The sequence below is a fragment of the Pseudarthrobacter sp. NPDC092202 genome, from assembly GCF_044755505.1.
Taxonomy (GTDB): Bacteria; Actinomycetota; Actinomycetes; order Actinomycetales; family Micrococcaceae; genus Arthrobacter.
The window spans coordinates 81495-103683 of the sequence record NZ_JBIVRG010000013.1; the positions used below are offsets into that span (position 1 = coordinate 81495).

The 22189-nt window shown below is 63.3% G+C and carries 13 protein-coding genes; 5 read left to right on the plus strand and 8 right to left on the minus strand.

All coding sequences use genetic code 11. The annotated features are described in order from the left end of the window. Positions 1–3: 3 nt before the first annotated feature. Positions 4–1566, minus strand: coding sequence for a sugar transferase (locus tag ACIQF4_RS17300; RefSeq protein ID WP_374152981.1), 1563 nt, complete (start codon positions 1564–1566; stop codon positions 4–6). A 188-nt stretch (positions 1567–1754) separates the two neighbouring features. Further along, complete coding sequence (locus tag ACIQF4_RS17305; RefSeq protein ID WP_400517776.1) at positions 1755–4445, minus strand: AAA family ATPase; 2691 nt, start codon at positions 4443–4445, stop codon at positions 1755–1757. A gap of 613 nt (positions 4446–5058) precedes the next feature. On the opposite strand from ACIQF4_RS17305, the gene ACIQF4_RS17310 reads away from it, so the two are divergent. From ACIQF4_RS17310 to ACIQF4_RS17320, 3 genes are read left to right on the plus strand one after another with little or no spacing between them, the layout of a single operon-like run. Further along, entirely contained in the window at positions 5059–6882 is a 1824-nt protein-coding gene (locus tag ACIQF4_RS17310; RefSeq protein ID WP_400517600.1) for a hypothetical protein, read from the plus strand. Further along, positions 6879–7904, plus strand: a complete 1026-nt coding sequence (locus ACIQF4_RS17315; protein WP_350003435.1) for an aminoglycoside phosphotransferase family protein — start codon at positions 6879–6881, stop codon at positions 7902–7904. Before ACIQF4_RS17310 ends, ACIQF4_RS17315 begins: the two co-directional genes overlap by 4 nt. A gap of 50 nt (positions 7905–7954) precedes the next feature. Further along, on the plus strand, positions 7955–9472 hold the full coding sequence (locus ACIQF4_RS17320; RefSeq protein WP_350003436.1) for a hypothetical protein: 1518 nt from the start codon (positions 7955–7957) through the stop codon (positions 9470–9472). Between the two features lie 280 nt (positions 9473–9752). Here the strand turns inward: ACIQF4_RS17320 and ACIQF4_RS17325 are convergent, their stop codons facing one another. Then, positions 9753–11222, minus strand: coding sequence for an oligosaccharide flippase family protein (locus tag ACIQF4_RS17325; RefSeq protein WP_400517599.1), 1470 nt, complete (start codon positions 11220–11222; stop codon positions 9753–9755). 353 nt (positions 11223–11575) lie between these two features. Here ACIQF4_RS17325 and ACIQF4_RS17330 point away from each other — a divergent pair, with 353 nt between their 5' ends. Continuing rightward, complete coding sequence (locus ACIQF4_RS17330; RefSeq protein ID WP_400517598.1) at positions 11576–12652, plus strand: hypothetical protein; 1077 nt, start codon at positions 11576–11578, stop codon at positions 12650–12652. 243 nt (positions 12653–12895) lie between these two features. Next, positions 12896–14212 carry a hypothetical protein gene (locus ACIQF4_RS17335; protein ID WP_400517597.1) on the plus strand — a complete coding sequence of 439 codons (1317 nt, stop codon included), beginning with the start codon at positions 12896–12898 and terminating at the stop codon, positions 14210–14212. Between the two features lie 114 nt (positions 14213–14326). Here the strand turns inward: ACIQF4_RS17335 and ACIQF4_RS17340 are convergent, their stop codons facing one another. The 5 genes from ACIQF4_RS17340 to ACIQF4_RS17360 form a co-directional block, all read right to left on the minus strand. Beyond that, on the minus strand, positions 14327–14668 hold the full coding sequence (locus tag ACIQF4_RS17340) for a YciI family protein (RefSeq protein WP_400517596.1): 342 nt from the start codon (positions 14666–14668) through the stop codon (positions 14327–14329). A gap of 38 nt (positions 14669–14706) precedes the next feature. Next, positions 14707–15807 (minus strand): hypothetical protein, encoded by a 1101-nt coding sequence (locus tag ACIQF4_RS17345; protein WP_400517594.1) that lies wholly within the window; start codon positions 15805–15807, stop codon positions 14707–14709. Further along, entirely contained in the window at positions 15804–16937 is a 1134-nt protein-coding gene (locus ACIQF4_RS17350; protein WP_400517593.1) for a glycosyltransferase, read from the minus strand. The genes ACIQF4_RS17345 and ACIQF4_RS17350 overlap by 4 nt, the downstream gene beginning before the upstream one ends. Positions 16938–17025: 88 nt before the next feature. Next, on the minus strand, positions 17026–18594 hold the full coding sequence (locus tag ACIQF4_RS17355; protein WP_400517592.1) for a polysaccharide biosynthesis tyrosine autokinase: 1569 nt from the start codon (positions 18592–18594) through the stop codon (positions 17026–17028). A 267-nt stretch (positions 18595–18861) separates the two neighbouring features. After that, on the minus strand, positions 18862–21879 hold the full coding sequence (locus ACIQF4_RS17360) for an Ig-like domain-containing protein (RefSeq protein WP_400517591.1): 3018 nt from the start codon (positions 21877–21879) through the stop codon (positions 18862–18864). Positions 21880–22189: the final 310 nt, after the last annotated feature.

A 22189-nucleotide genomic window follows, 5' to 3' on the forward strand; every position in this document is an offset into this window, starting at 1 on the left:
CTGTCAGTAGGCGCCGGAAGGCTGGATAACGGCACGGAAAGTCCGCCACAAGATCAGCAGGTCACCTGGGATGGACCAGTTTTCGACGTAGTAGAGGTCCAGGCGCACGGCCTCGTCCCAGGACAGGTCCGAGCGCCCGTTGATCTGCCACAGGCCAGTGAGGCCCGGCTTGATGAGGAGGCGCCGGTGGGTATGCCGTTCGTATCCGCTGACCTCGCGGGCAAGCGGAGGGCGTGGCCCCACCATGCTCATATCGCCAAGCACCACATTCCAGAGCTGCGGGAGTTCGTCCAGCGAGTACTTCCGCATCCACCGCCCGCAGCGGGTGACCCTGGGATCATTGCGCATCTTGAACAGGACACCGGCGCCTTCATTGGTATCGTGCAGCACGGCCTGGCGCTCCTCCGCATCGACCACCATGGAGCGGAACTTGTACATGCCGAACGTCTGGCCACCCTTGCCGATGCGGTCCTGGCGGAACAGGATGGGCCCCGGGCTGTCCATCCGGACGATGACGGCGAGGAGCAGCAGCAGGGGTGAAAGCACCGTCAGCGCGGCACCCGCAAGCGTCACATCCATGACCCGCTTGAGGATGTGCTTGCCGCCGGAGTACTGGGGAATGTCCACGTGCATCAGCGGAAGCCCTTCCACCGGACGCCAGTGAATACGGGGTCCCGCGACGTTCGTGAGGGTGGCTGCCAGCACCATTTCGGCAGAGCACTCCTCCAGTCTCCACCCCAGTTCACGGATGAACTTGTTGCCGCCCGGGAGGGGTCCGGCAATGATCACGGAATCTGCCTGGGAGAGGCGTGCCGTCCGGGCAATGTCATCCGTGGAAGAAAGCACGGGCACCAGCTGCTCGCCCACGCGGAGCCTGGCCCCGCGGCGGGAACCGGGGAGGCATACGCCGAGGATCTTGTAGACGGGGCCGGACTTTTTTTCGATCTGCTGGACGACGTAGCGGACATCCTCGGGCTCACCGACGACGATGGCCCGTGACAGGTGCCGCCCCTTGGCCTTTTCCGTCGCCAGCCGGCGGCGGAAAAGCCAGCGGTTCGCGGTCAATGAGAGGATGCCCACCGGCAATGAAACGGCAAACATGGTGGCGCCGCTCTCGATGGAGAACACGACCGACGCAATTGCAATGAATCCGAAGAGACGGAAGGTGGCCGATATGACCCGCTTGTATTCGTCAGCGCCGACCCCAAGGACTTTCGGATCGCGTGTCTTGTAGATTTCCAGTGCAGCGATCCAGATCAGTGCCAGCGCAACGCTGGCCGCGATGCCCGCGGCCGTTGATGTCCTGTCCAGAAGTCCTGGACTCGAGCGGTGGTAGCCAAGAGCTACTGCCCCGGCGATCAGCAGCGAGTCGGTGACACGCAACAGGTTGATGTGGACTGAAATCCAGTCGGCGGAGGACGCCTTGCGTCCCAGCGCTGAAGGAACCAGGCTGACGGCCGGCCGGTAGCCGGGAGCTGCCGCCGGGACGGGACCGTCGCCCGCCAGGGCAGGACGCTCACCTGCCAGGCCGCCGGTGAGCGCTGAGCGTTTGGTCCCGTAAAGCATGGGACGCCGCTGTCCGGTGACGGGTGCTTCTGCCATGGTGACCCCTTCCGGTATGTCCGCTTGTGCTCTGGCCGTGAAGCAAAACTAGTCACGGAAAGCCCGCTGCGGAGGATTTGGGCGGGCCCTTTGTGGGTCCCGCGAAGGAATTTTGTGGATAATGCGGGTAGCTGCAGCAGCAGCGGTTGGCGCTAAAGGACCGGCAGGATGTACGGCTCCGGAGCTGCCTTTTCCTTGCTGGCCGCCAGGGCAGTCAGCTGGGCGCGTGACTCAACCCCAAGCTTGCGGTAGATGGCCGTCAGCCTCACTTCCACGGTCCTCACGGAGACGAAGAGTGTTGAAGCGATTTCCTTATTGCGCATCCCCCGGGCAACCATCCTCGCCAGGACGCGTTCGTGGTCAGCGAGCAGCAGCATGGCCGGGTTTCCCTGCGGGCCTGGTGCTTCCACCCGTTCGTCCAGCAGGAGTGCGTCCACGTGCTGGATCCACGCGTTGGCGCCCACTTCGTCGAACATGACCTTGGCCCGCAGGAGACCGTCGCGGGCGTCCCGCAGCCGGCCGAGTGCCTTCAGCCTTTCTGCGTAGCACAGCATGGTCCTTGCCCGTTCAAGCAACGAATCCCGCGAGTTCCTGCTGTCCAGGGCCTGGCCGAACAACTGCAGCGACTGCTCGCCGTCCGCCAGGATGGCACGGCTGCGCGCAACTGCCATCATCAGCCACGGTGAGCGCAATCCCACCGAACGGCTCTCCAGGCTGAGGAGGGCCTGGGTGGCTTCCCGGTGGCGTCCCAGCCGGACCAGTACCTCCACGAGGTCCGCATCGCACCGCAGCAACGTGGGATTGGTGAAACCAGTGCCAATTTCAGCGGCACGTGAGAGCTGGGCCAGGGATTCTGCAAGGTCACCCCGAAGCAGTGCAAAGTGGCCTTGCCACGCAGCAAGCTGCGCAGTGATCGCCGGGTGGCTTTCAGCGCCTGCAAACCGTTGTGCCTCGGCCGCGTAGCTGTGGGCGAGGGCTTCATCCCCCAGTGCATGGGCACGCCAGACCCTGAAAACGTGGCGGAGGCCGCGGTGGTACTTAAACTCGGGTTCAAAAAGCTCAAGGTCGTCCATGAGCTTGCTAGCCGTCCGGACGTTTCCTGCCCTGATCTCGTTGTCCACAGCCAGGAACAGGGCAGTTTCCCGCCAGTTCACGTGGGCGTCCCGTGTGGAGGTCCGCACCATGGCAAAGAGCTCCTGCGCCTGGTCATAGCGCTCCGCGTAGCTGTAGGCGCGGCCCTGGATCAGGAGGCCGGCCACGGATCCGCCCTCAAGGCTGTACTTGCGTCCGGGCTGCACTCCGTCGCCGCTGGTGGACTCCGTGAGCAGCCGGGCACGTTCCATGAGCTCAAGGCACTCGGCCGATGCGGATTCCTGGAACTTGCCGGCGTACTGGAGAAGCTCGCACGCATCCTGGAATTCCCAGCGTTCCGCGTAGTACACGGCGGCGACGGCAAGGAGGTTGGCGGCGAAGCCAGGATCATGCTGGCCGAATTCCTTCACCAGGCGCAGCACCATGCTGGAACGGACTGCTCCGCCCTGGATGAAGTCGATTTCGAAGGAGAGCCCCGTCAACCGGAGGATCAAGGCAGGATTCCGGGTCACCCGCTGCGCCCACTCCAGGTAGCGCCTGGCGTAGACGAATTCACCCCGGTTGAACAGGAGTTCAGCGATTGCCGCCAGGCGTGCGGCGGTTTCCGCTTCCCATGGATTGATAGTCAGGGCGCGTTCGACGTACTCCACCGCGAAGGACAGTTCGCCGCCCCGGATCAGGTCCACTGCATGGCGGAGCAGGCCGAAGGGGGTCTGCCGTTCCAGCGCGGTGAAGCTCAGGTGCCATCTGCGGGCGTAAGGGTCGGTGTCCTGGCAGGCTTCCGCCAGCGCCCGGTGGTTGGCGGTGCGGACCGCAGGGGTCATGGCACCAAAAACATAGCCGCGAAGCAGCTGGTCCCGGATTGCAAGATGCGGGCCTGTGCGGTGGACGATTCCGCAGGCCAGCAGCTCGTCCACCCCGGTCCATACGTCCTTGCTGATCTTTTCCAGCGTGTTGATGTCGCTTCGGCACGAGAGGGACAGCAGATCCAGGACATTCCGTGCGGGCACGGTCAGGCCGCCCACCACCAAGGCGAACTCCGCCTCGAAGCTGCCGTTGCCGGGAAGGGGAACCGGGAGGGCGAACTTTCCCTCCGCCTGCCGTTCCAGCAGCCGGCCGTAGAGTTCGACGGCGGCAAGCGGGTTTCCGCGGGTAGCTGCGGCAACTGCGTGGGCAGCCGCCGTCGTGGTTTGCCTTGCGGGGATCGCCTCAAGCATCCGCACCGTGTCGCTGTAGCTCAGCGTTTGCAGGTGCAGCACGGCCAGGCCGCTGAACGGGCTCTCAGGCATCTCGTCACGGAGGCAGACAAACATGGCAATGTCGGTCCCGGACAGGCGGCGGGCCAGGAAGCCAATGACGGCCTGGCTGCTCGGGTCCAGCTGGTCTGCGTCGTCAATGACGATGACCGTCCGGGAGGATGCGCGCTGGTGAAGGCCGTTGAGGAGCATTGAGGAGATGGCCGGCACGTCCAGGGATCCTGCAGTATCGCGCAGGAGCTCGTCAGCGATCCTGTTGAGGACGGGATCATCCATCGCGTTGAGGAGGGCCGTGACGCCGGACAACGGCCAGTCCGATTCGAACGCGCTTGCTCCGAGGAAGACGGTCTTGTAGTCGGAAAGTGTGGGGATCTCTGAGAGCAAGGCCGACTTTCCAACCCCGTGGCCGCCGATCACCGCCAGGGCCGTGTCCTTGGGACCGCGGATCACAGAAAGAAGCCTGTCCAGCTCCTTGTTTCGCCCTAACAATGACATGGGTCCCCAATCCTCGAAGAAGGAGACCACATTCTTTCGTTAGTAGTTGTTCCAATAATTGCACGCCGCCATCAGGTTACGGATAACCATTAGGTCGGCAGGCTGTCGGTTTGCACCTCCAGCACGGTTCCCAGCCGTTAAGCGAATATAGCCCTGAATTTATGCAAAGCGCCATATATAGTTCACTTAGTATTGGCTCAAGATCACCCCTGCTTTTCCTCAAGGAGGCAGCGGAAGCCCTACCTACCTAATCGCCCGCAGTCCACCTCCTCCCCTACCTAATGACCGCAGCGGCCAGCCGGCTACCTATGCCCGACGGAGGCAGCAGCAGGATGCCCTTTACCTACGTACTACAGGGAGCCAAGTCGGAAAAATGTGAGTACCCACTACTCGTGCCACCCCATTAGGTAGGGGGTAGGCTCTCGGGACTGCCATCGGATCAGCGGTGCCTGCCGGCGTGCGGCGGGCAGGCGCGGCTGAAATTCCAACCTATCAAGAAGTGGTGAGCGAATTGCCGAATTCCCCCCAACTTCCGGTTTCCTATTCCGGGCCGGAATTTGCCAGAGAATATGCAAGCGGCAAAAACGCGGGTGCAATTCCAGAGGTTAATTCGGTGCTGATTACCGTGTTCCGGGAGCTCGACAAGTCCGGGGTGCCGTGGGTTCTATTGAGGGGTGAGGATGACCTGGTCCGCCCGGCGGGGGATGTTGACCTGCTCGTTTCTGCCGAGCTGGTGCCGGGACTGGACCGCCTTGTTGCCGGCGTGGGATTCCGCCGCGTCGTAGCACTGGGCCATGGGAGCCACCGCTTCTACTTCCGCTACCTCTCGGAAGAGGATCTTTGGATCAAACTGGACGTGGTTTCGGATATCAGCTTCGGGCAGTTCCAGGAGCTTGGGACTGCCCTCGCAGCCGGTTGCCTGCGGCGGCGCGTGGCCGTGGGGCCGTTGTGGCTGCCGGAAGCCCAGGACCAGGCCTGGCTGCACATCCTGCACCTGGTGCTGGACAAGGGTGAAATTACTCCGGCCAAGGTCCCCGCAGCCCGTTCCGCAGCTGCCGTGGCGACGGTGGAAAATCCAGTAGCCCTGTTCCTGGACCGGAAGTTCGGGGCCGGAACAGCCGGGAAGCTCCTCAACCTGCTGCAGTCCGGAACTTTCGATGACATCCCTGAAACCGCGGCAGGGCTGAAAAGCCGTTGGACGGGCACCCGGGTTCCGCCCCGGGTCACCAGTTTGGCCAACAGGGTGCTGAGGCGGGTGGGTCCAAAGCTCAAGGGCAGGGGGCCGGTTGCCGGAGTGCTGGCCCCTGACGGCGCGGGCAAGACCACCCTGCTCCACGGCCTCCGCTCCACCTGCCCCCTGCCTTCTGCCTACGTCTACATGGGCCTGTGGAGCGCCAGCCCCATGGACCGGTGGCTCCAGAAGATCCGCGGCGGGTTCCTGGCCAGGAAGGTCTTCAGGATATTCCGGGCCGGACTTGCCGCCAGGTACTACTCCCTCCGGGGCCGCGTGGTGCTGATGGACCGCCTCGCCTTCGATGTCCTCCTCCCCGGCTCGCGGACGGAAAGCCGTTTGGCTGCGTTGACGGATGCGCTGGCCCTCCGGTTCCAGCCGCGCCCTGACCTCGTCCTGGTGCTTGATGTCCCCGGCGAGGTCATGTTTGCCAGGAAAGGCGAACACACTCCCCAAAAACTTGAGGAATGGCGCAAAGCGTATCTGGAGCTGGCCGAAGAAATTCCCTCGGCGCACGTCCTGGATGCCAGCCAGACAGAGTCCGAGGTCCGGGTGAAGGCCAGCAGGCTCTTGTGGAATGTCGCCGCACCCAAGGGGATGGACGTGGGTGGTGCCGCGGAACCTCTTCCCCTGCACCTGTGGATGCTGCTGGACTGGCGTTTCCTGCTTCCCGTAAGCCAGCCCGAACAACTTGGGTATGGCGGCCGGCTCAGCAGTGATGCGGTGGCGGCGATCAGCCTGCTGGACCCGTCCGCCCGCCGTATAGAGCCGTCTTCCGGACCCGTTCCGGAGAATGAATTCGACGTCGTCCTGCTCTCTGAACCGGACGCACGGCTGTTTACCGGTGCTGCCGCTTCCCTCCGGCCGGGGGGCTGGATCTGCCTGCAGGTGCGGCGCTCCCTCGGTTCCCGTCCTGGCCCGCAGACCCTCGCAGGGTGGAAGCGCACGCTGGAGCGGTCAGGCTTCGATGATGTGGCGGTCTATTGGCATGTGCCATCCCTTGAACGGCCGGCCCGTTTTGTACCCACGGCGTCGAGGACCGCGGTACTCGATACCTTGTCGCATTATTCGGGCGTACGCTTTGGAAAAGCCAAGGCTGCAATCGGGAGGCTGGCACTGAACCTGGGCATGTTCAATGTGGCCGCTGCAGAAGGCACCGTGGTTGGCCGGCGGTCACTGGAAGCCGGCCGGCAGGAGTCGCTGTGAAATATATCGACCAGATCCTCCGCGATAACTACCGGGCGCTCGAGCTCAGGAAGTACGGCCTCACCGGCCAGTGGGACACGCTTCTGCTGACGCCGCAGTTTGTCACCTCGCGCCACGTGGTTGCCCTCATTTTCTCCACGGACGCCCAAGTTCCCCGGCTTGTGGTGAAGATCCCCCGCCAGCCTGGAGACAACGACAGCGTGCGCAAGGAAGCCGATGTACTGCTGCAACTCAAGTCGCTCGGGGTGGGGTCCGAACAGGGTGCTCCTGAGGTTGTGGGAGTGCTGGACGTCGGGGGCCAGACAATACTGATTGAGACTGCCGTGGTGGGCAGCCTGCTGGAGCCCCACCTCGTGGTGCAGGACTTCCCCCGCGCCCTGGACGCCGGCCTGAACTTCGTCGCGGCGCTGCCCTGCACCAGGCCGGTGCCGGAAAATGCGGACTGGTACCAGCGGACCATCACCAGCCCTTTGGCCGAGCTGGCCTCGTTGTTGCCGGCTGACACGGAAGTGGCCCGGCTGATCGAGCGCACCCACAAGGTATTGGCGCCAATGAGCACCGAGCAGCTTCCGGCAGTGGTGGAACACGGAGACCTCAGCTACCAGAACCTCTTCCTCCAGCCAAACGGACGCCTCCAGGTGGTGGACTGGGAACGTTCGCGCATCGATGGCCTGCCTGCCCATGACCTCATCTTCTACCTGCAGTACATCGGCCAGTCCCAGGAGGATGCGTTGTCTTCCCGCCGGCTGCAGCTTCGCGCCTTCGAGAACGCCTTCAGTCCCGGGGGATGGGCCCTGGCGCCCCTGGCACAACACCTGCGGCTGCGCAACGTGGAGCCGGAACTGCTTCCCTACCTGGTGATCGCAACCTGGGCGCGGTCTGCGGCAACAATGGCCTACCGGCTGGCCGGCCAGTCCGTGCATGACGGGGACACCGGCCACGTCCAGGCCGCCGTAACGGCGGACCGCGACTTCTGGCTCTGGCGCCATGCGGTCACCACCTGGGCAGCGGTTCCTGCCTAGGGCTGTGACAGCCGCCTAATTGCCTGCAAGTTCGACAGTCTGGGGAGAAGATGTACACCAAGGAAACGGCCTCCGGGTTCTCGCCCAGGCTGGACATCGTCCCTTTTCTGCTGTTCGGCGGCGGGCTGGTGCTCATCACCATCGCCGCCGGCCTCGGTTCGATGGCGATCCTTGCGGCAGTGGCGGCAGTCGTCTTTTTCTCCGTCATAGCGCAATTGATTCACCGCCTGGCTGAGCGCAAGGCCGAGATTTCGTTTTTCCTCATAATTCCCACAATCATGTCAGCGACGCAGAACGTCTATCTGACGACCGTTGCGGGTGCCCTGGACAGCGGACGGCTTCAATTTGCCATCATCCTGAACTTCCTTTTCTCGGTTGCGCTGTATGTGGTCCTGATCGCGACCAGGAAGCCAACTTCCGGGCCTGCCCTTCGGAAGCTGATCAAAGCCGTGACAACCTGCCTGGCCATCCTTGTTGTCTACGGGGCTGCGACCGTTGTCTTGTTCCAGCATGACCTGGTGGCGGCAGCGGCCTCCTCCAGGAACATCGTGGCTCCCTTCCTGTTCCTCCTCATCGGGCTGCATGCCAGCGTTTGGGCCAGGCATGCCGTCTACCTCCGCTACCTGGTAATGCTGGGTTTCGTGGCGGTTGTCTTCGGCTTCATTGAAGCGAATACGCCTGATTTCTGGCAGTCCCTCGACCTCCGGACCCTGTGGGAGAAAAAGGGAATCTCTGTCCAGCAAGACTCCGGCCTGCCTAAAAACTTCTTTGCTTCAGAGCAGGTGGTTCCCGGAGAGTTCCTGCGGCGCATGGCAGGCCCCTTCGCGGACCCGGTAAATTTTGGCACCTTCCTCTTCGCCGTGTTCATGGCGGCGTGGTATCTCCGCGGGCTGTTATGCCAGATCGCAACCGTGGCAGCGATGGTCCTGGCCGTCAGCAAGGGTGCACTTCTTGGCCTGATCGTTTTTTTCGCCTTCTGGACCCGCTACTATGCATCGAGAACCAGCCACCTTATTGCCCTGGTGCTGCTGGCTGCCGGTGCATATAACTTCTATTTGTTTACCGTTTCCAGTTCAACAGGCAGTACTGCGGCACACATCGGCGGGTTCACCGCGGCCTTTGTTGAGTTCCCGCAGCATCCCCTCGGGCGCGGACTGGGCAGCTCCGGAGTCCTTGCCGGCCTGTTTTCGGAAGGGTCCGAGTCCACGTCGGCCGTGACAGAGAGCGGACTGGGCATGGTGATCGGCCAACTCGGAATAGTGGGCCTGGCCGTGTACCTGGTGTTCTTTTTCCAGTTGTCGAAATACGTCCTGCAGATCAAAAACCTGCGCGACAAGACTTTGGCGGCAGGCCTCCTGGGCGGTTTCCTCCTGAATGCCGCCTTCAATGAGGTAGCGCTCAGTCCCAACTCGGCAGCGCCGTATTTCATCATCCTGGGCCTGGTCATCGGCTCAGACCTGGCGGCGAAAGAGGAACTGGACGCCATACCTTCCCTCCAGTTCGAGGAGGACGCCCCCTCTCTACGGGACCTGGGCCGGGAAGGGCCCCTCCGGACCAAGCAGGCTTAGGCGGGCAGGTGCAGGCCGGCGGGCCTGCGCCCTTCCTGGGGGGACCGCCGTCGTGCTCTGCGCTCCTGTATCAGCGCCGGCGATGAGGTAGGTGACCGGGCCTGGCCGGCGTTTCAGCTGAACCAGCGGCTCTTCGCGGATCCCCTGTCCCGCGAACCTTCATCCAGCTGCCGACAGGGCTGCCAGTGGGCAATGCCGGCAAGCCATATCCCGATGGGAAAGGACCCGACCGCCTGTCCCCCTGCTGTCCGCCTGGTGGTGGTGGCGTGTCGCAACACTTCTATTCGGCGGTGGCATCCTGCCGGCGGCGGACGAGGTGTAGCAGCTCATTGTGCAGCGTTGGGAATCCAAACCGGAGGACGCCGTACACGGCCGCTATGGCGGTCACAAAGACCAGCGCCGCTGTGAGGGGAGCCCCCAAATAGAGTTGCAGGAAGATGATGGATCCGGCCCCGGCCACGGCGAGACTGCAGGCAAAGGCCGGCAGAACAGCACGCAGCATTGCCTTTGGTCCGATGTGGAGCACCCTGGCAGCTACCGTTTGCATCCCGACGGCGAAGAGCAGCGCTGTTGCCATCTGGGCGCACGCGACGGCAATGATCCCCCACTGGGCCGCCACCAGCAGGACGGGCACCAGCACGGCCAGCCGAATGAGCGAGAACGTGATGGAGATGCCGGGGCGGCCTATCGCCTTATAGACGTCGTTTGCGCCTGCGCCAAGGGACCGTGCTGCCGCATACAGGGCCAGGAACACGAGCGGAATGACAGACTCGGACCATTGGCCGCCAAAGACCAGCGGGACGAGGATCGGTGCCAGCACTGCCAGCCCAACGCCGGCCGTCATGCCGTAAAGGGACTGCACGCGGACACCCTTCAGGTAGCCGTCGCGCAACCGTTCGGGCTGGTGCTGCACCTGGGTGTACAGCGGGAACAGGACCGTGGAGAGCACAAAAAAGACGTTGATGATCAGGGCTTCGGGAAGCCTGAAGGCCAGCGTGTAATAGCCCAGGGCCTGGGCCCCAAGGATTACGCCGATGATCACATAGTCGATGTCGAAGATGAGCCGCGCAAGGAGGTTGCTGCCTGCCACCGGAACGCCGAACTTGAGGTTTGCCCGGAGGGCGTCCTTGGCCACGCGCCAGATCTGCCAGGGAGCGCCCTTGCGGACAAGCCACCAGCACGTCGCTGCGTACGCAACCGCCCCTGCCGCGGTACCCGCCGCGAGCGAGAAAGCACCATACCCAGCGAAGGCGAGGACCAGGCTGAGTACTCCTGTGACGAGCGCCCGGATAATCGGGGCCACAGCCAGTCTCCTGAACAGCAGGTCCCGCCGCAGCAGGGCTTCCGGAACCGCGCCCAGTGACGTTGCCAGTACGGCAATGGACAGCACCTGCACCAGGGGGCCCACGTCCGGCAGCTGGAAAAGCCCGGCGATCCATGGCGCCGAAAAGAACGTCAAGAGTGAAAGGGATGTGCCAAGGAGCGCGGAAACCAGCAGCGCCGAGCGGGCCGCGACGCCGGAGGCAGGCAGATAGACCAGCGCCTGCGCGACGCCGGCATCGGCCACGGTTTCAACGTAGGCCATGAGGACCAGCGCCGCGGCCACAAGGCCGTACTGTTCAGGCGACAGGAGGCGTGCGAGCACGATGGTGGTGATGAGGACGATCGCCTTCCCGCCCACCAGGGCAAGCCCCTGCCACACCGCGCCCCGGAAGCCGACACGGGCAAGTCCACCAGCAACGTTTGTCATGGGTTGGAGCCTTCCTGTGGCCTCATTAAAAAAGTTTACTGTCTGGGTGTGGCCCATTGGGAGGAAATAACAGTAATTGAGCAGTTATTGAGCTAAATGCTGTTCCGCGGCGTCGGAAGCCTCAAGCTTTGCGTCATTCCGGCTGCCCATGGCTGGAAAACGAATTGTTTGCTCAATTTCCAGGTTCTTATCACGGCTGCTGGTGCATACTGTTGTCAAGGCCGGACGAATCCATTATGTGGGGATGTACGGCCCGATTTTTCGTCCCTCTGGTGCAAAAGCGGAGTAACGTGGCAAATTCAGACGCAGTTCCTGTTCCTAATACTTCTCCGATTCCCGCAACGCTGATTCTGGTGGCACCCCGTGTGGGTTCCGGGGGAGTCGGCGACTATGCGGAAGAGTTCATCGCCGCGGCCGTGCCCAGCTTCGCCGGCTTCCGGGAAATCAGGACAGCGGGACCGGGCAACGTGGGGCTCCTTGATGTGTTACGTGACCGGCGAAGGCTCTCCAGGGCAGTAAAGGAAGCCCTCGCTGAGGGCCAGGTGGTTGTTCACTTTGAGTTGTCAGCGGCGTCACTGGGACCATTTTGGCTGCTTGCCGGCCGACCCCGGGAGATAGCCACAACGGCTACCGTGCATGACCCGCCGCTGGCCGCGTGGTGGCCTTTCCGCTTCAAATGGGTGGCCAGAAGCAAGCTGTTCCACCACGGCATCCATCTTCCGCTGCGGCCGTTCAGCGCCTGGCTGGAACGGCGGCTGTTGCGGGACACCACCTTGTTTGCACTCAGTGAAGTCGGCGCGGCAGCGCTTCGGGAGAGCTTTCCCGCCTGCAAAGTGCTGAGCACCTGGCACTTTGTGCCGCCCAGGCCTGCCCTGAAGCCTGCCTCCCAGCGCCCGGTGGCAGTAGGACTTTACGGTCACGCATCCAAAGGCAAAGGATTCGACAGGCTCGTCGAGCTCCGCCGCGAACTCCCGCCGGAGGTCGAAATCCGGGTCGCGGGCAGGGGAACCGAACAGCTGCCGCCGATACCCGGAGTCACCATCCTGGGTGCAGTCGAAGGGCGGCAGGAGGATGAATTCTTTGAGTCGGTGAGGGCCATCCTCCTGCCCTACGACAAGACGAGCCGCTTCTACGGCAACATTTTGCCTGCCTCCGGGGTAGCCTCCCGGGCCTTCGCCTACCGTACGCCCGTGATCGGATTTGACTCCGGAACCTTGGGGGAAGCCTCCAGGGCCGGCGGGCTGATCGTAGTCCCCGCTTCCGTCCGCGAACTGGCAGGGGTTGCCCACAGGACAATCACCGCGACATCCGAGCTTGAGCGCCTCGATAGTCAGATAACGGAACTGCAGAACGGGCGGACAGTCGCATTGGCCGCCGCGCCGTTCCTGGCTTACTGGAAGGACGCGGTCAGCAGGTTCGTGACGATCTGACGTCGTTCAGGGGGTTGCAGGCAGCTTTAGGCCCGCGGTTTGGTGTGGGTTCCCACAAACTCCGGACATTGCCCTTGTTGCGGGATGTTGGCCCGCCTAGCGTGGGGAGGGACGGATGCCGTCACGCCGTAGTGCATCGCATACTGCGGGTGTAGGCAGCCTGACCGGATGATTCCGGTGCTTGACCCGGCATTGCAGCGATTCTGGAGGCGTTGCAGCAATCTCGAGAGGGACGACCAACTCGTGCTACTGCCCTTCGTTGTTACCGCTTCCGCCGTCATCAGCCTGGTGCTGATCCTGGGGCGCTCCTACCACGTACTAATCCTGCTGGTCATTGCGGCCGGCTGGTCGCAGGCGCCGCTCATCACCCTCACCCGGTCTGATGCGTTCCAGTACCTGGATGACGTGCCTGCTGCGGTTCTTGTTGCAGCCGCCGTCATCAGGGCATTCAGCTCCCAGGACAAGCGCCTGCACAAGGCACTTGGGCTGATGGTGATCCTGGTGATCCTGGTGGGTATCGGCTTTATCCGCTCACCGGATATGGACATCGGCATTGCCCAGGCACGGCAGGTACTCATGCCGCTTGGCCTGGTGTTCGCCGGTTTCGTCTTCCGGGATGACATCAAATGGCGAAAGGTCAGCACCTACCTGCTTCTGCTGGCCGCGCTGACCGTGGCATGGGCCCTGGCCGAGGAAATCATGCAGGCGCCCCTCCTGGACCCGGCCTGGTACCACGTGAACGTTGTTGGCGGAAACCCGCGCAGCATGCGCATGGGACTGCCGCCCGCCTACTTCGCTGACGGGGTGTCCGACGGCGAACTCACCTTCCGTCCCGGCGGCCCCTTTATGAACCCCCCGGTCATGGGCTTCCTGTTGGGCCTCGGAGCCTTTGCTGCCGTTGCCAGGCTGCGGAGCTTCGCGCGGCTGGGGATGCTTGCCGCCATCGGCCTGACCCTCTACTTCGCCTACGCCCGGGCGGGCATCCTGCTCTTCCTGATGGTCACGGTGATCTATTTCATCTGGACCAAGGTGGGGAAGTATGCCGGCATACTTGTAGCCCTTGGCCTTGGCGGCTACCTGTTTACCACCTTCATTGAGCAGGGCAACACCGCCAGCCATTCGGATGGCCTTTTCTCCGGGTTCATGCTTGGCCTCCAGTCGCCCGCAGGCCTGGGCTTCGGCACAACCGGATATCAGGCGGCGCTTGAAGGAGCGTCCACCGGTGTGGGCAGCGAGAGCCTGCTGGGGCTGTATTTCGCGTGGATCGGCTGGCCCATGATTGCTGCCGCCCTTGTGCTCCTGGTGCACCTCGTAAAACTCCTGCGCCGTGTTCCGAGGTCCCGGAGCCTGCCCGTGTGGCTGGCCGTGGGCTTCGTGCTCACTGTCGCTTCATCAGAGTCCGCCTCCTCCATGGCATCCACCCCGGTCCTATGGTTGACGTTGGGGTCCGTAGTTGCCATGACGGTGCCCCTGAAGCTGCAGGCCGGGCCCGTGCCGGCGGCTACGAGCTTACACTTCCCGCAACGGCCGATGTTGCAGCGGTCCACCCCGCGCCGGTGAAGCCGGCGGGGCTGGGTCACGCCAGGCGGCACCTGGCCCTGGGGCCCGGCAGCGCAGGGGCGCGCGCGAGGAGAGTCCAACCCTCCGTTTGAGGGGGACCGGGTTTGGCCGGGGTCAGCTGTCCGGATCGTACTGGAACTGCCGGACCTCTTGCGGGCACCGGCAGGCGACGGCGATCTTGGCAGCCCACCCTAGTGCTGCTTCCCTGGAGGGCAGCTCCAGAACCGTATAGCCGCCGTCGGGCACTGTATGGCCTGGATAAGTCCCCTCGGTAACGGTGCCGTCAGCGGCCACAAGTACCGGGTCCACGTCCTCATCGATTCCCCCGCCGAACACATAAACCCCCGCTGCCTTGGCCTCAGCTATAACGGCGTGCGCGGCTTCGACCACCGCATTGAACTCCCCGGCGGGGACCACCATGGCGTCACTGGGGAACGAAATGAGGAACTTCGTCATGCGAGGGCTCTCCTGGGCTTGGACCTTTTGAGACCGGATCAGCCCTTGGGAAGACGGGCGGATCCCTGGGCCAGCATGCTGCGGCCGAACAGGCGCCAGCTCTCGGACGCCTCCTCATGGAAGAGTTTGGCAGCGAGGACTGTTTCGGTTCTTCCTTGGCCCATCGCATACTCGATGGCCGATACCCACGCCCCGACCTCCTGGCCGGGCAGCGCGTGGTCAGCTGCGACCAAGAGCCGTGATTGCGGTCCGTACAGCTTCTCAAGGCTCGTCCCGATGCGCCCGACGATCGGAACTCCATGCTCAAGCGCGCGCATGGCTATGCCGCTTTGGTAGAAGCGCTTATAGGGGATGACTATGGTGTCGCTTGAGACGATCAGCTCCTCCAGCTCATCCTCCGGGACAAAGCGGGCATCCACATGCCACCCCTCCACGGACGGCCAGCCACGGCCCACGATATCGAGGTCGAACTTCGTGCCAAGCCTGTTGGCCAATGACTTCAGGAGGTCGAGATCCCTGTCGGCTTTGTACTGTCCCAGCACCCGAATCCGCGGCCTTTTACCGCATTGTCCGCTGAGATGGGGGTCCTTGGCAGCGCCGGCAGGGGGCAGCATTGGATGCGGCACCTGCGCCAGGCCCTCCGCCAGCCCGACGGCGGCCATGGCTTGGGCAGCTTCGTCGCTGTGCACCAGGGTTCCGGGCCGCTTCTTCATGCGTCCGGCAAAGCGCGCCACCAGGGGGCTGCTGCCCACGGACCGGACGAGGGGTTGCGGATCGTGGTAAATAACGACTGTCGAATTTCCACAAAGGACTTTCACCATTAGAAGGTCCAGGAAACCCAATACCGGCCAGGTGAGGAGCACCCTTTCAAATGAATTCGGCTTTCGCGTCCGTTGTCCGACTGAATAAAGCATTGCGGTATATTCGCCGAGCCATTTAAGGCGGCTTTTACCTGATTGCGAAGGTTCGGTGATGGAAAGCAATTCTGCTTCTATTCCTACGTCCGCAAATTGACGCAGAAGTGCCCCGCTGTAATGGCGTAATGCCACGCCAAGGGGATTCACTACCAGTATGCGGGGGGTTCCGCCGCGATCCTGCGCTGCCGAATCGGGCGGGTTGGTGCGCAATCCAAAAGTCATTGCCGCACCCCCGTGCCTACTCTGGCGGCTTTGTCCCCCAGGACAGCCTCCTGAAGAGTCAGTTCGTACCTCCGGCACACATCTTCCCAGTCGTAATGGGTAGCTGCGCGCGCCCTGTTTGCCGCCCGCGCTTTCGCCCGCAGGTCGTGGTCAGTCAGCATGCGGCGCAAAGCACTCTCGATAGCCAGCGGATCAGGGGCCACAAGGTGCTCATCCGCCCGCAGGACCTCCGCGTTGTATGGCGTCTGCCGGGCAACCACAGGTGCTCCACAGGCCATCGCCTGGACCAGGGCCGGGTTGGTCCCGCCCACGCTGTGGCCGTGGAAGTATGCGCCGGCATGATGCCAGAGTGAGAGGAGCTTCTTGTCATCACTGACATGGCCGAGCCATTGGACGTTCGGATGTTCAGCCAACCGCTGCGCGGCCTCGTCCAACGGCCCCCCATAGCCGCTGGATCCGACGATCACCACTGGATGTTGCTCCGCCAGGCGTTCAGCTGCCTGGAAAAACTCTGAGACCGTGTTCTCGGGAACGAACCGGGCCACCATGAGTACATAAGACTGAGGCTGGAGTCCGGGGACAACCTCACTGGGGCTGGCAAGGTTGGCGCCGTACGGAATGAAGACACTCTTGCGCCCAAAGTCCCGTTTCCAGCGCCGCTGGATCTCAAGGGAGTCGCTGATCAGGATGGTGCCGTAGCGGGCCGTGAGCCGCGCACCCAGCCGGAAGACGAACTTGGCGAACCGGTTCCACTTTGCGCGTTCCCACTCGATCCCGTCCACGTTCACCACGGTTGGTATTCCGCGGAGCTTCAGCAGCGGCAGGAAGAAACCGTTGGCAACATTCATGACGAGCGCCACCTGGGGCTTATGCCACAGCGCGTGAAGCACGGAAGTCAGCCCGAAAGAGAGGGTGCTCAGTGACTTGCTCTCAAGCCCGACCGTGTTGGTGGTTCGGATGCGCGGGTCGCGTGCTTCGTCGTCATCCTTGGTTTGGCCTGCCCGGCAGTAGACGTTGACGTCCCAGCCGGCGTCGGCCAGGAATGGGGCGAGGCGCCGGACTGCAGTCTCAAAGCCGCCGTAGTAACTTGGGTAGCCGCGTGTCCCGATGACGACGACAGACTTGGACATGGGTTCTCCTAGATGAGTTTGTGGCCACGTGCGCCGCTGCCCGGATTGGCCCGGTTGCGGCGCACGTGGCAGCTGCAGGCGTTGATGCCTAGAAGGACGTGACGCTCCGTGAGGTCTGTTCCCTGCTGGAACCTCGGAATGCAGGGGGGCTTTCGGGCTCAACCACTGCCGGTGAGTCGTCCGCGTCCCCGGAGGGGTCGCTGTCCGCAGAGTCCGGATCCGAGGAGTAGTACGAGTAGCCGTCAAATTCCTTCGCCGGCACGCAGTTCAGAAGCGTGCCAAGAACGGCTCCGTGCACCTTCCGGATGTTTCCAAGCGACTTGGTCAGCTGGTCCTTGGTGGTCCGGCCAGCCCGGACAACCACAATGGCACCGTCCGCGATCCTGGCAAGCAGTACCGCGTCGGTCACCGGGAGCAACGGCGGGGCATCGATGATCACGATGCCTTTCTCGGACAGGGATTCGATCAGCTGCTTCATGGCGTGGGAGCCAAGGAGCTCCGTGGGATTGGGCGGGATCCGGCCGGAGCCCAGGATCGACAGGTTGGGCAGGTCGCTCCGCTGCTGGAGAACGTCATCCACCTCTGCTTTTCCGGTGAGGACGTCGGTGATGCCTATTCCGGGGATGACGTCGAAGATCTTGGCCATGCTGGGGTGCCGCAGGTCTCCGTCAACAACGATGACCTGTTCCCCTCCGGCCGACATCGCCGAGGCCAGGTTGGCCGCAATAGTCGATTTGCCTTCCCCGCTCACCGAGCTCGTCACGACGATGATCCGGGGAGGGTTGTCCACGTCAAGGAATGTCAGGTTGGTGCGGAGTTCCCGGAGCGCCTCGGCGAAGGCCGGGCTCTGTGCCCGCGACCCTGGCGTTGGAGCTGCGGGTACGCCGCCCAGCACCTTGTTCTCACCCGTGAGCCGGAGATCCACCGGAAGGGCGCCGATGACCGGTACGGAGAACAGGTGTTCCACTTCAGCTGCGTTGTGCAGGCGGCGGTCCAGCCGGTCCCGGAGGAGCGCGGAAGCATAGGCCAGGAGGAGGCCCAGTGCTGCCCCGTACAGAGCTGTCATTGCCACGCCGGGAGAGACGGGTTTTGTTGGCAAAGCCGCTGGATCCAGGGGTACCAGGGAGAGGGGTGGTGTAACGGCTTCGAGGGCCTCACCTGAAGCGGCGGTGGCGGCCCTCTCCCTGTCCTGGACCTGCTTGCTCAGCTCGACGATCCAGGCGTCTGCCACCCGCTGGGCAATGGTGGGATCCGGGGACTCGGCCGTTATCCGGATTTCAGCTGTGTCGCGGGGGACGGTCACGGAGATGGCGCCCAGCAGGGCATCACTGGACATGTTCAGTCCGGTGGACAGGCGCACGTTGTCGGCTACAAGCCGGGATTCAGCCAGCGACTTGTAGTTTTTTGCCCTTGCTTTGGCCAGGGTGTCGCCGGCCAGCAGGCTGCTGACGTTGTCGGTCCCCACCGCAATAACAACTGCGCTGGCTTCCGCTGCGTAGATACGGGGGCGGAAAATGCTCCACGCCGTGGCCAGCAGGGTGACGATCAGGGTCACAACCACAATGTGCTTCCAGTACGTCCTGGCGACCCGGGCGTAGTCCCTCAGTCCCATCCCTGAGGCTGAAGCCTCGCTGCCGCCAATATCCTGATTACTCAAGAATCCGATCCCTCCTGCAGGTATACGTGCTGAATGGGCAGGTCCGGCGGAAGGGCCTGGTGCGGCCGGGTCGTTTCGAAAGACCTTTTCTTCTGCCATGATTGCCCCTTTTCCGGCGGGTTTCCTGTGTCTCTGTGCCGCTTTGGCGTGTTGCAAAGCTAGTACGAGGCCGGACGCCGCGGTCCGATAAGCAGCGGGGCTTGTGGCTGCCCGGGGGTAAGAATGTGGAAATTGCGGTTACCTGCAGCCTGGCCTCCGCACCCTGACCTAGCGCAGGGTGAGGACCAGTTTGGGCGCGGTGGTGCTGCCGGCTTCCTTGGAGTTGAGGTCCAGGCCGTCGGTGCTCGTGGCGTCCAGGCCGAGGGAGAGCTGTTGGCCGAGCTCACCGGCGAGGCCCGTGATGGTGAGCGGGACGCTGTAGTTGTTGTTGGCTGTGGTGGGGCCGAGCGTGCCGAGGATGGTGCCGGGGGTGGGGCGGTTGGTGTAAGTGATGGTGCTTTCACTCCAACTGTCATCGGCCACGAGTTTGATGTTCTGCTTTCCTATTGACCCGCTGCCGGCGCTGCGCAGCTGCAGTGTTGCGCTTTCCAGCGTCCGGCCGGCGTAGGCCGAGAGGTCGAACTTCAGGTAGGTGATCTCAACCGGGCTGTTGTCAACGCTCAGGGTGGTGGAGGTGCCGTAGTTCGTGGCTGCCGCTCCGCCTGCTACCCAGCTGTCCGCGGTGGCGGTGAGGGTAACGGTCTCGGACGTGCCCCCGCCGCTTGCCGCCGCTGTGGTGAAGGTCCAGGCCTTGTCCGTTGCCAGCGCATTGCCGGCCACGTCCTTCGCTCCGGTGGAGCCGCCCTTGACTGTTGCCGTGTAGGTGGTGCCGGCCGTCAGGTCGGTACTTGGGTTGAGCGTCGCACTGTTACCGCTGCTGCTGTACGTCACGGCGGCCGGCACCGTCGTCGTCCCTGTGGTCAACGTGAACGTGTTGGACGTGATGGTCGTAGCGCTCATCGCTTCGGAGAACGTGGCCGTCACGTTTGCCGTGACAGCCACCCCGGTGGCACCAGCGGACGGGGACGTGGCTGTCACCGTCGGAGCCGCCGTATCACTGCTACCACCGCCGCTGCCGCTGGACAGGGTGAGGACGAGTTTGGGTGCGGTGGTGCTGCCGGCTTCCTTGGAGTTGAGGTCCAGGCCGTCGGTGCTGGTGGCGTCCAGGCCGAGGGAGAGCTGTTGGCCGAGCTCACCGGCGAGGCCCGTGATGGTGAGCGGGACGCTGTAGTTGTTGTTGGCTGTGGTGGGGCCGAGCGTGCCGAGGATGGTGCCGGGGGTGGGGCGGTTGGTGTAAGTGATGGTGCTTTCGCTCCAACTGTCATCGGCGACGAGTTTGATGTTCTGCTTGCCTGTCGACCCGCTGCCGGCGCTGCGCAGCTGCAGTGTTGCGCTTTCCAGCGTCCGGCCGGCGTAGGCCGAGAGGTCGAACTTCAGGTAGGTGGCCTCAACCGGGGTGTTGTCAACGCTGAGCGTGGTGGAGGTGCCGTAGTTCGTGGCTGCCGCTCCGCCTGCTACCCAGCTGTCCGCGGTGGCGGTGAGGGTAACGGTCTCGGACGTGCCCCCGCCGCTTGCCGCCGCTGTGGTGAAGGTCCAGGCCTTGTCCGTTGCCAGCGCATTGCCGGCCACGTCCTTCGCTCCAGTGGAGCCGCCCTTGACTGTTGCCGTATAGGTGGTGCCGGCCGTCAGGTCGGTACTTGGGTTGAGCGTCGCACTGTTACCGCTGCTGCTGTACGTCACGGCGGCCGGCACCGTCGTCGTCCCTGTGGTCAACGTGAACGTGCTGGACGTGATGGTCGTAGCGCTCATCGCTTCGGAGAACGTGGCCGTCACGTTTGCCGTGACAGCCACCCCGGTGGCACCAGCGGACGGGGACGTGGCTGTCACCGTCGGAGCCGCCGTATCACCCGGTGCGGGCGCTGTTCCAAGCGGCCGGTCCGAGAACCAGTAGCGCTGGGTGGCCTTGTTGCTGGCCATGACCACTACGCCCGTGGTGGCGTTGACGCCCTGTTTGGTGGTGGTGACGTCATTGATATTGGCAGATGCCCCGTCCTGGATCACCGGGGTGCCGCGGCCGCTGCTGAAGACCGGATTGTCCATGGAGGCAGTCTTCTCATAGATACTGCCTGGGACTCCTGAATAGGCACATCCCGAGGCCGATGTGGAGGGTGCGGTATGGAACGCCCTCACCACATTGTTGGTCGTGTCCAGCAGGATCTGGGGACGGGTCACGCAGTCGGCCAGAGTGGCGATGGTGGATCTGGTGAAGGAGCCGGTTCCCGGCCGGAAGACCAGCAGCTGCAACTGCGGAAGCGTCTTGTCGGTCGAAGAATCCAGGCTGGTCTTCACCGCCGCGTACACGCGCCCTGAAGGATCAGCCAGGAGCGCCTTGATGTTCAAATGGTCATCCGCCTGGCCTTTGCCCTGCACGGCGGGCTGGACTTTCCAGGATGATGCTGCGGACGGCGAGGTTCCGTCCGTGCGGGTGGCCCAGTACACGGTTCCTGCGGGAGCATCGCTCCACAGCACACCGATTTTATTGCTTCCATAGGACACGATCGCCGAGATGTCATCCGGTGCCGGGTTCGGATCGGCGACCGGCAGGACAAAGGGTGTCCCCCAGCTTGCCCCGCCCGCGGCGGAAGAGTTCACGTAGACGCTGCTGGTGTATCCGGAGGTTGAGCTTCCGGAAACCTGCGTCCAGGTTGCCCAGACGGCGCCCGTAGTGTCCTTGTCGATCGTCATGGACTCGCTGCTGTTGTTGTTGATGCTGGTGGGAAAACCGGCGTCGAGCGTGTACTTACCGGCAGCGTAGCTGTACCTGTACAACTTGGCGGGCTGACCCGGGACCGAAGCTTTTGTACTGGAGTCCCCCGACACCGTCACCACGTGCGAGGCGACATACAGCTTGTTGCCGTCCCACAAAGTGTCCGCCAATGTGTTGCTGCGGGAGTCGATCGAGACCCCCGTGTTCACCCAGGTCTTTGCAGCCCTGTCCAGCCGATAGATTTGCCAGCCGGTTCCCGTGGTCCACATATCAGCCCACCAGGACCCGTCATTCCACCACAGCTTGCTCTGCGGTTTGTCCGAGGTGGGGGTGTTGGCCACTCCCGTGTAGCTGATGCTTTGGTAACCGTAATTCTCTGCGGCCTGGGCTGTGCCGCCGGCAGCAACAAGGCCCAGGACAAGCGCTACGGCCAGGGCAAGGGCTTGCGGAACGAGATGGCGAACTTTTGCTCTTTGCATATTCAGGTCCTTGGTGGCGCAGGTAGTCCTTGACGGCGTACCGCTGCTCTGGCGTCCCCTGCTTGAGTGCGGGTGGAAGCCAATGTAGACCTCCAAAATTGCCGGGGGCAATGGGGGAAACGGGACTGAAGGCCACTAGGGGATACGGGGCCTGATGACTATTTCCTCCGCGTTTCCTTGTTGTCCTGCAGGCATCTTCTGATGCTGAGAGGTACTCTCACTTGGGCCATGGCCAAAATTCGCCAGCCCAAGGCTGTGCCGATGCACAGAGCTTCCGCTTCACAGCGCGAATTACAGTGAGAGCAAGATG

What these genes read in the sequence shown, in the direction of transcription:
- ACIQF4_RS17340 (WP_400517596.1), bottom strand. Translation starts at nt 14,668, where the DNA reads ATGACGAAGTTCCTCATTTCGTTCCCCAGTGACGCCATGGTGGTCCCC.
- ACIQF4_RS17325 (WP_400517599.1), bottom strand. Translation starts at nt 11,222, where the DNA reads ATGACAAACGTTGCTGGTGGACTTGCCCGTGTCGGCTTCCGGGGCGCG.
- ACIQF4_RS17300 (WP_374152981.1), bottom strand. Translation starts at nt 1,566, where the DNA reads ATGCTTTACGGGACCAAACGCTCAGCGCTCACCGGCGGCCTGGCAGGT.
- ACIQF4_RS17345 (WP_400517594.1), bottom strand. Translation starts at nt 15,807, where the DNA reads ATGACTTTTGGATTGCGCACCAACCCGCCCGATTCGGCAGCGCAGGAT.
- ACIQF4_RS17360 (WP_400517591.1), bottom strand. Translation starts at nt 21,879, where the DNA reads ATGCAAAGAGCAAAAGTTCGCCATCTCGTTCCGCAAGCCCTTGCCCTG.
- ACIQF4_RS17320 (WP_350003436.1), top strand. Translation starts at nt 7,955, where the DNA reads ATGTACACCAAGGAAACGGCCTCCGGGTTCTCGCCCAGGCTGGACATC.
- ACIQF4_RS17305 (WP_400517776.1), bottom strand. Translation starts at nt 4,445, where the DNA reads ATGTCATTGTTAGGGCGAAACAAGGAGCTGGACAGGCTTCTTTCTGTG.
- ACIQF4_RS17350 (WP_400517593.1), bottom strand. Translation starts at nt 16,937, where the DNA reads ATGTCCAAGTCTGTCGTCGTCATCGGGACACGCGGCTACCCAAGTTAC.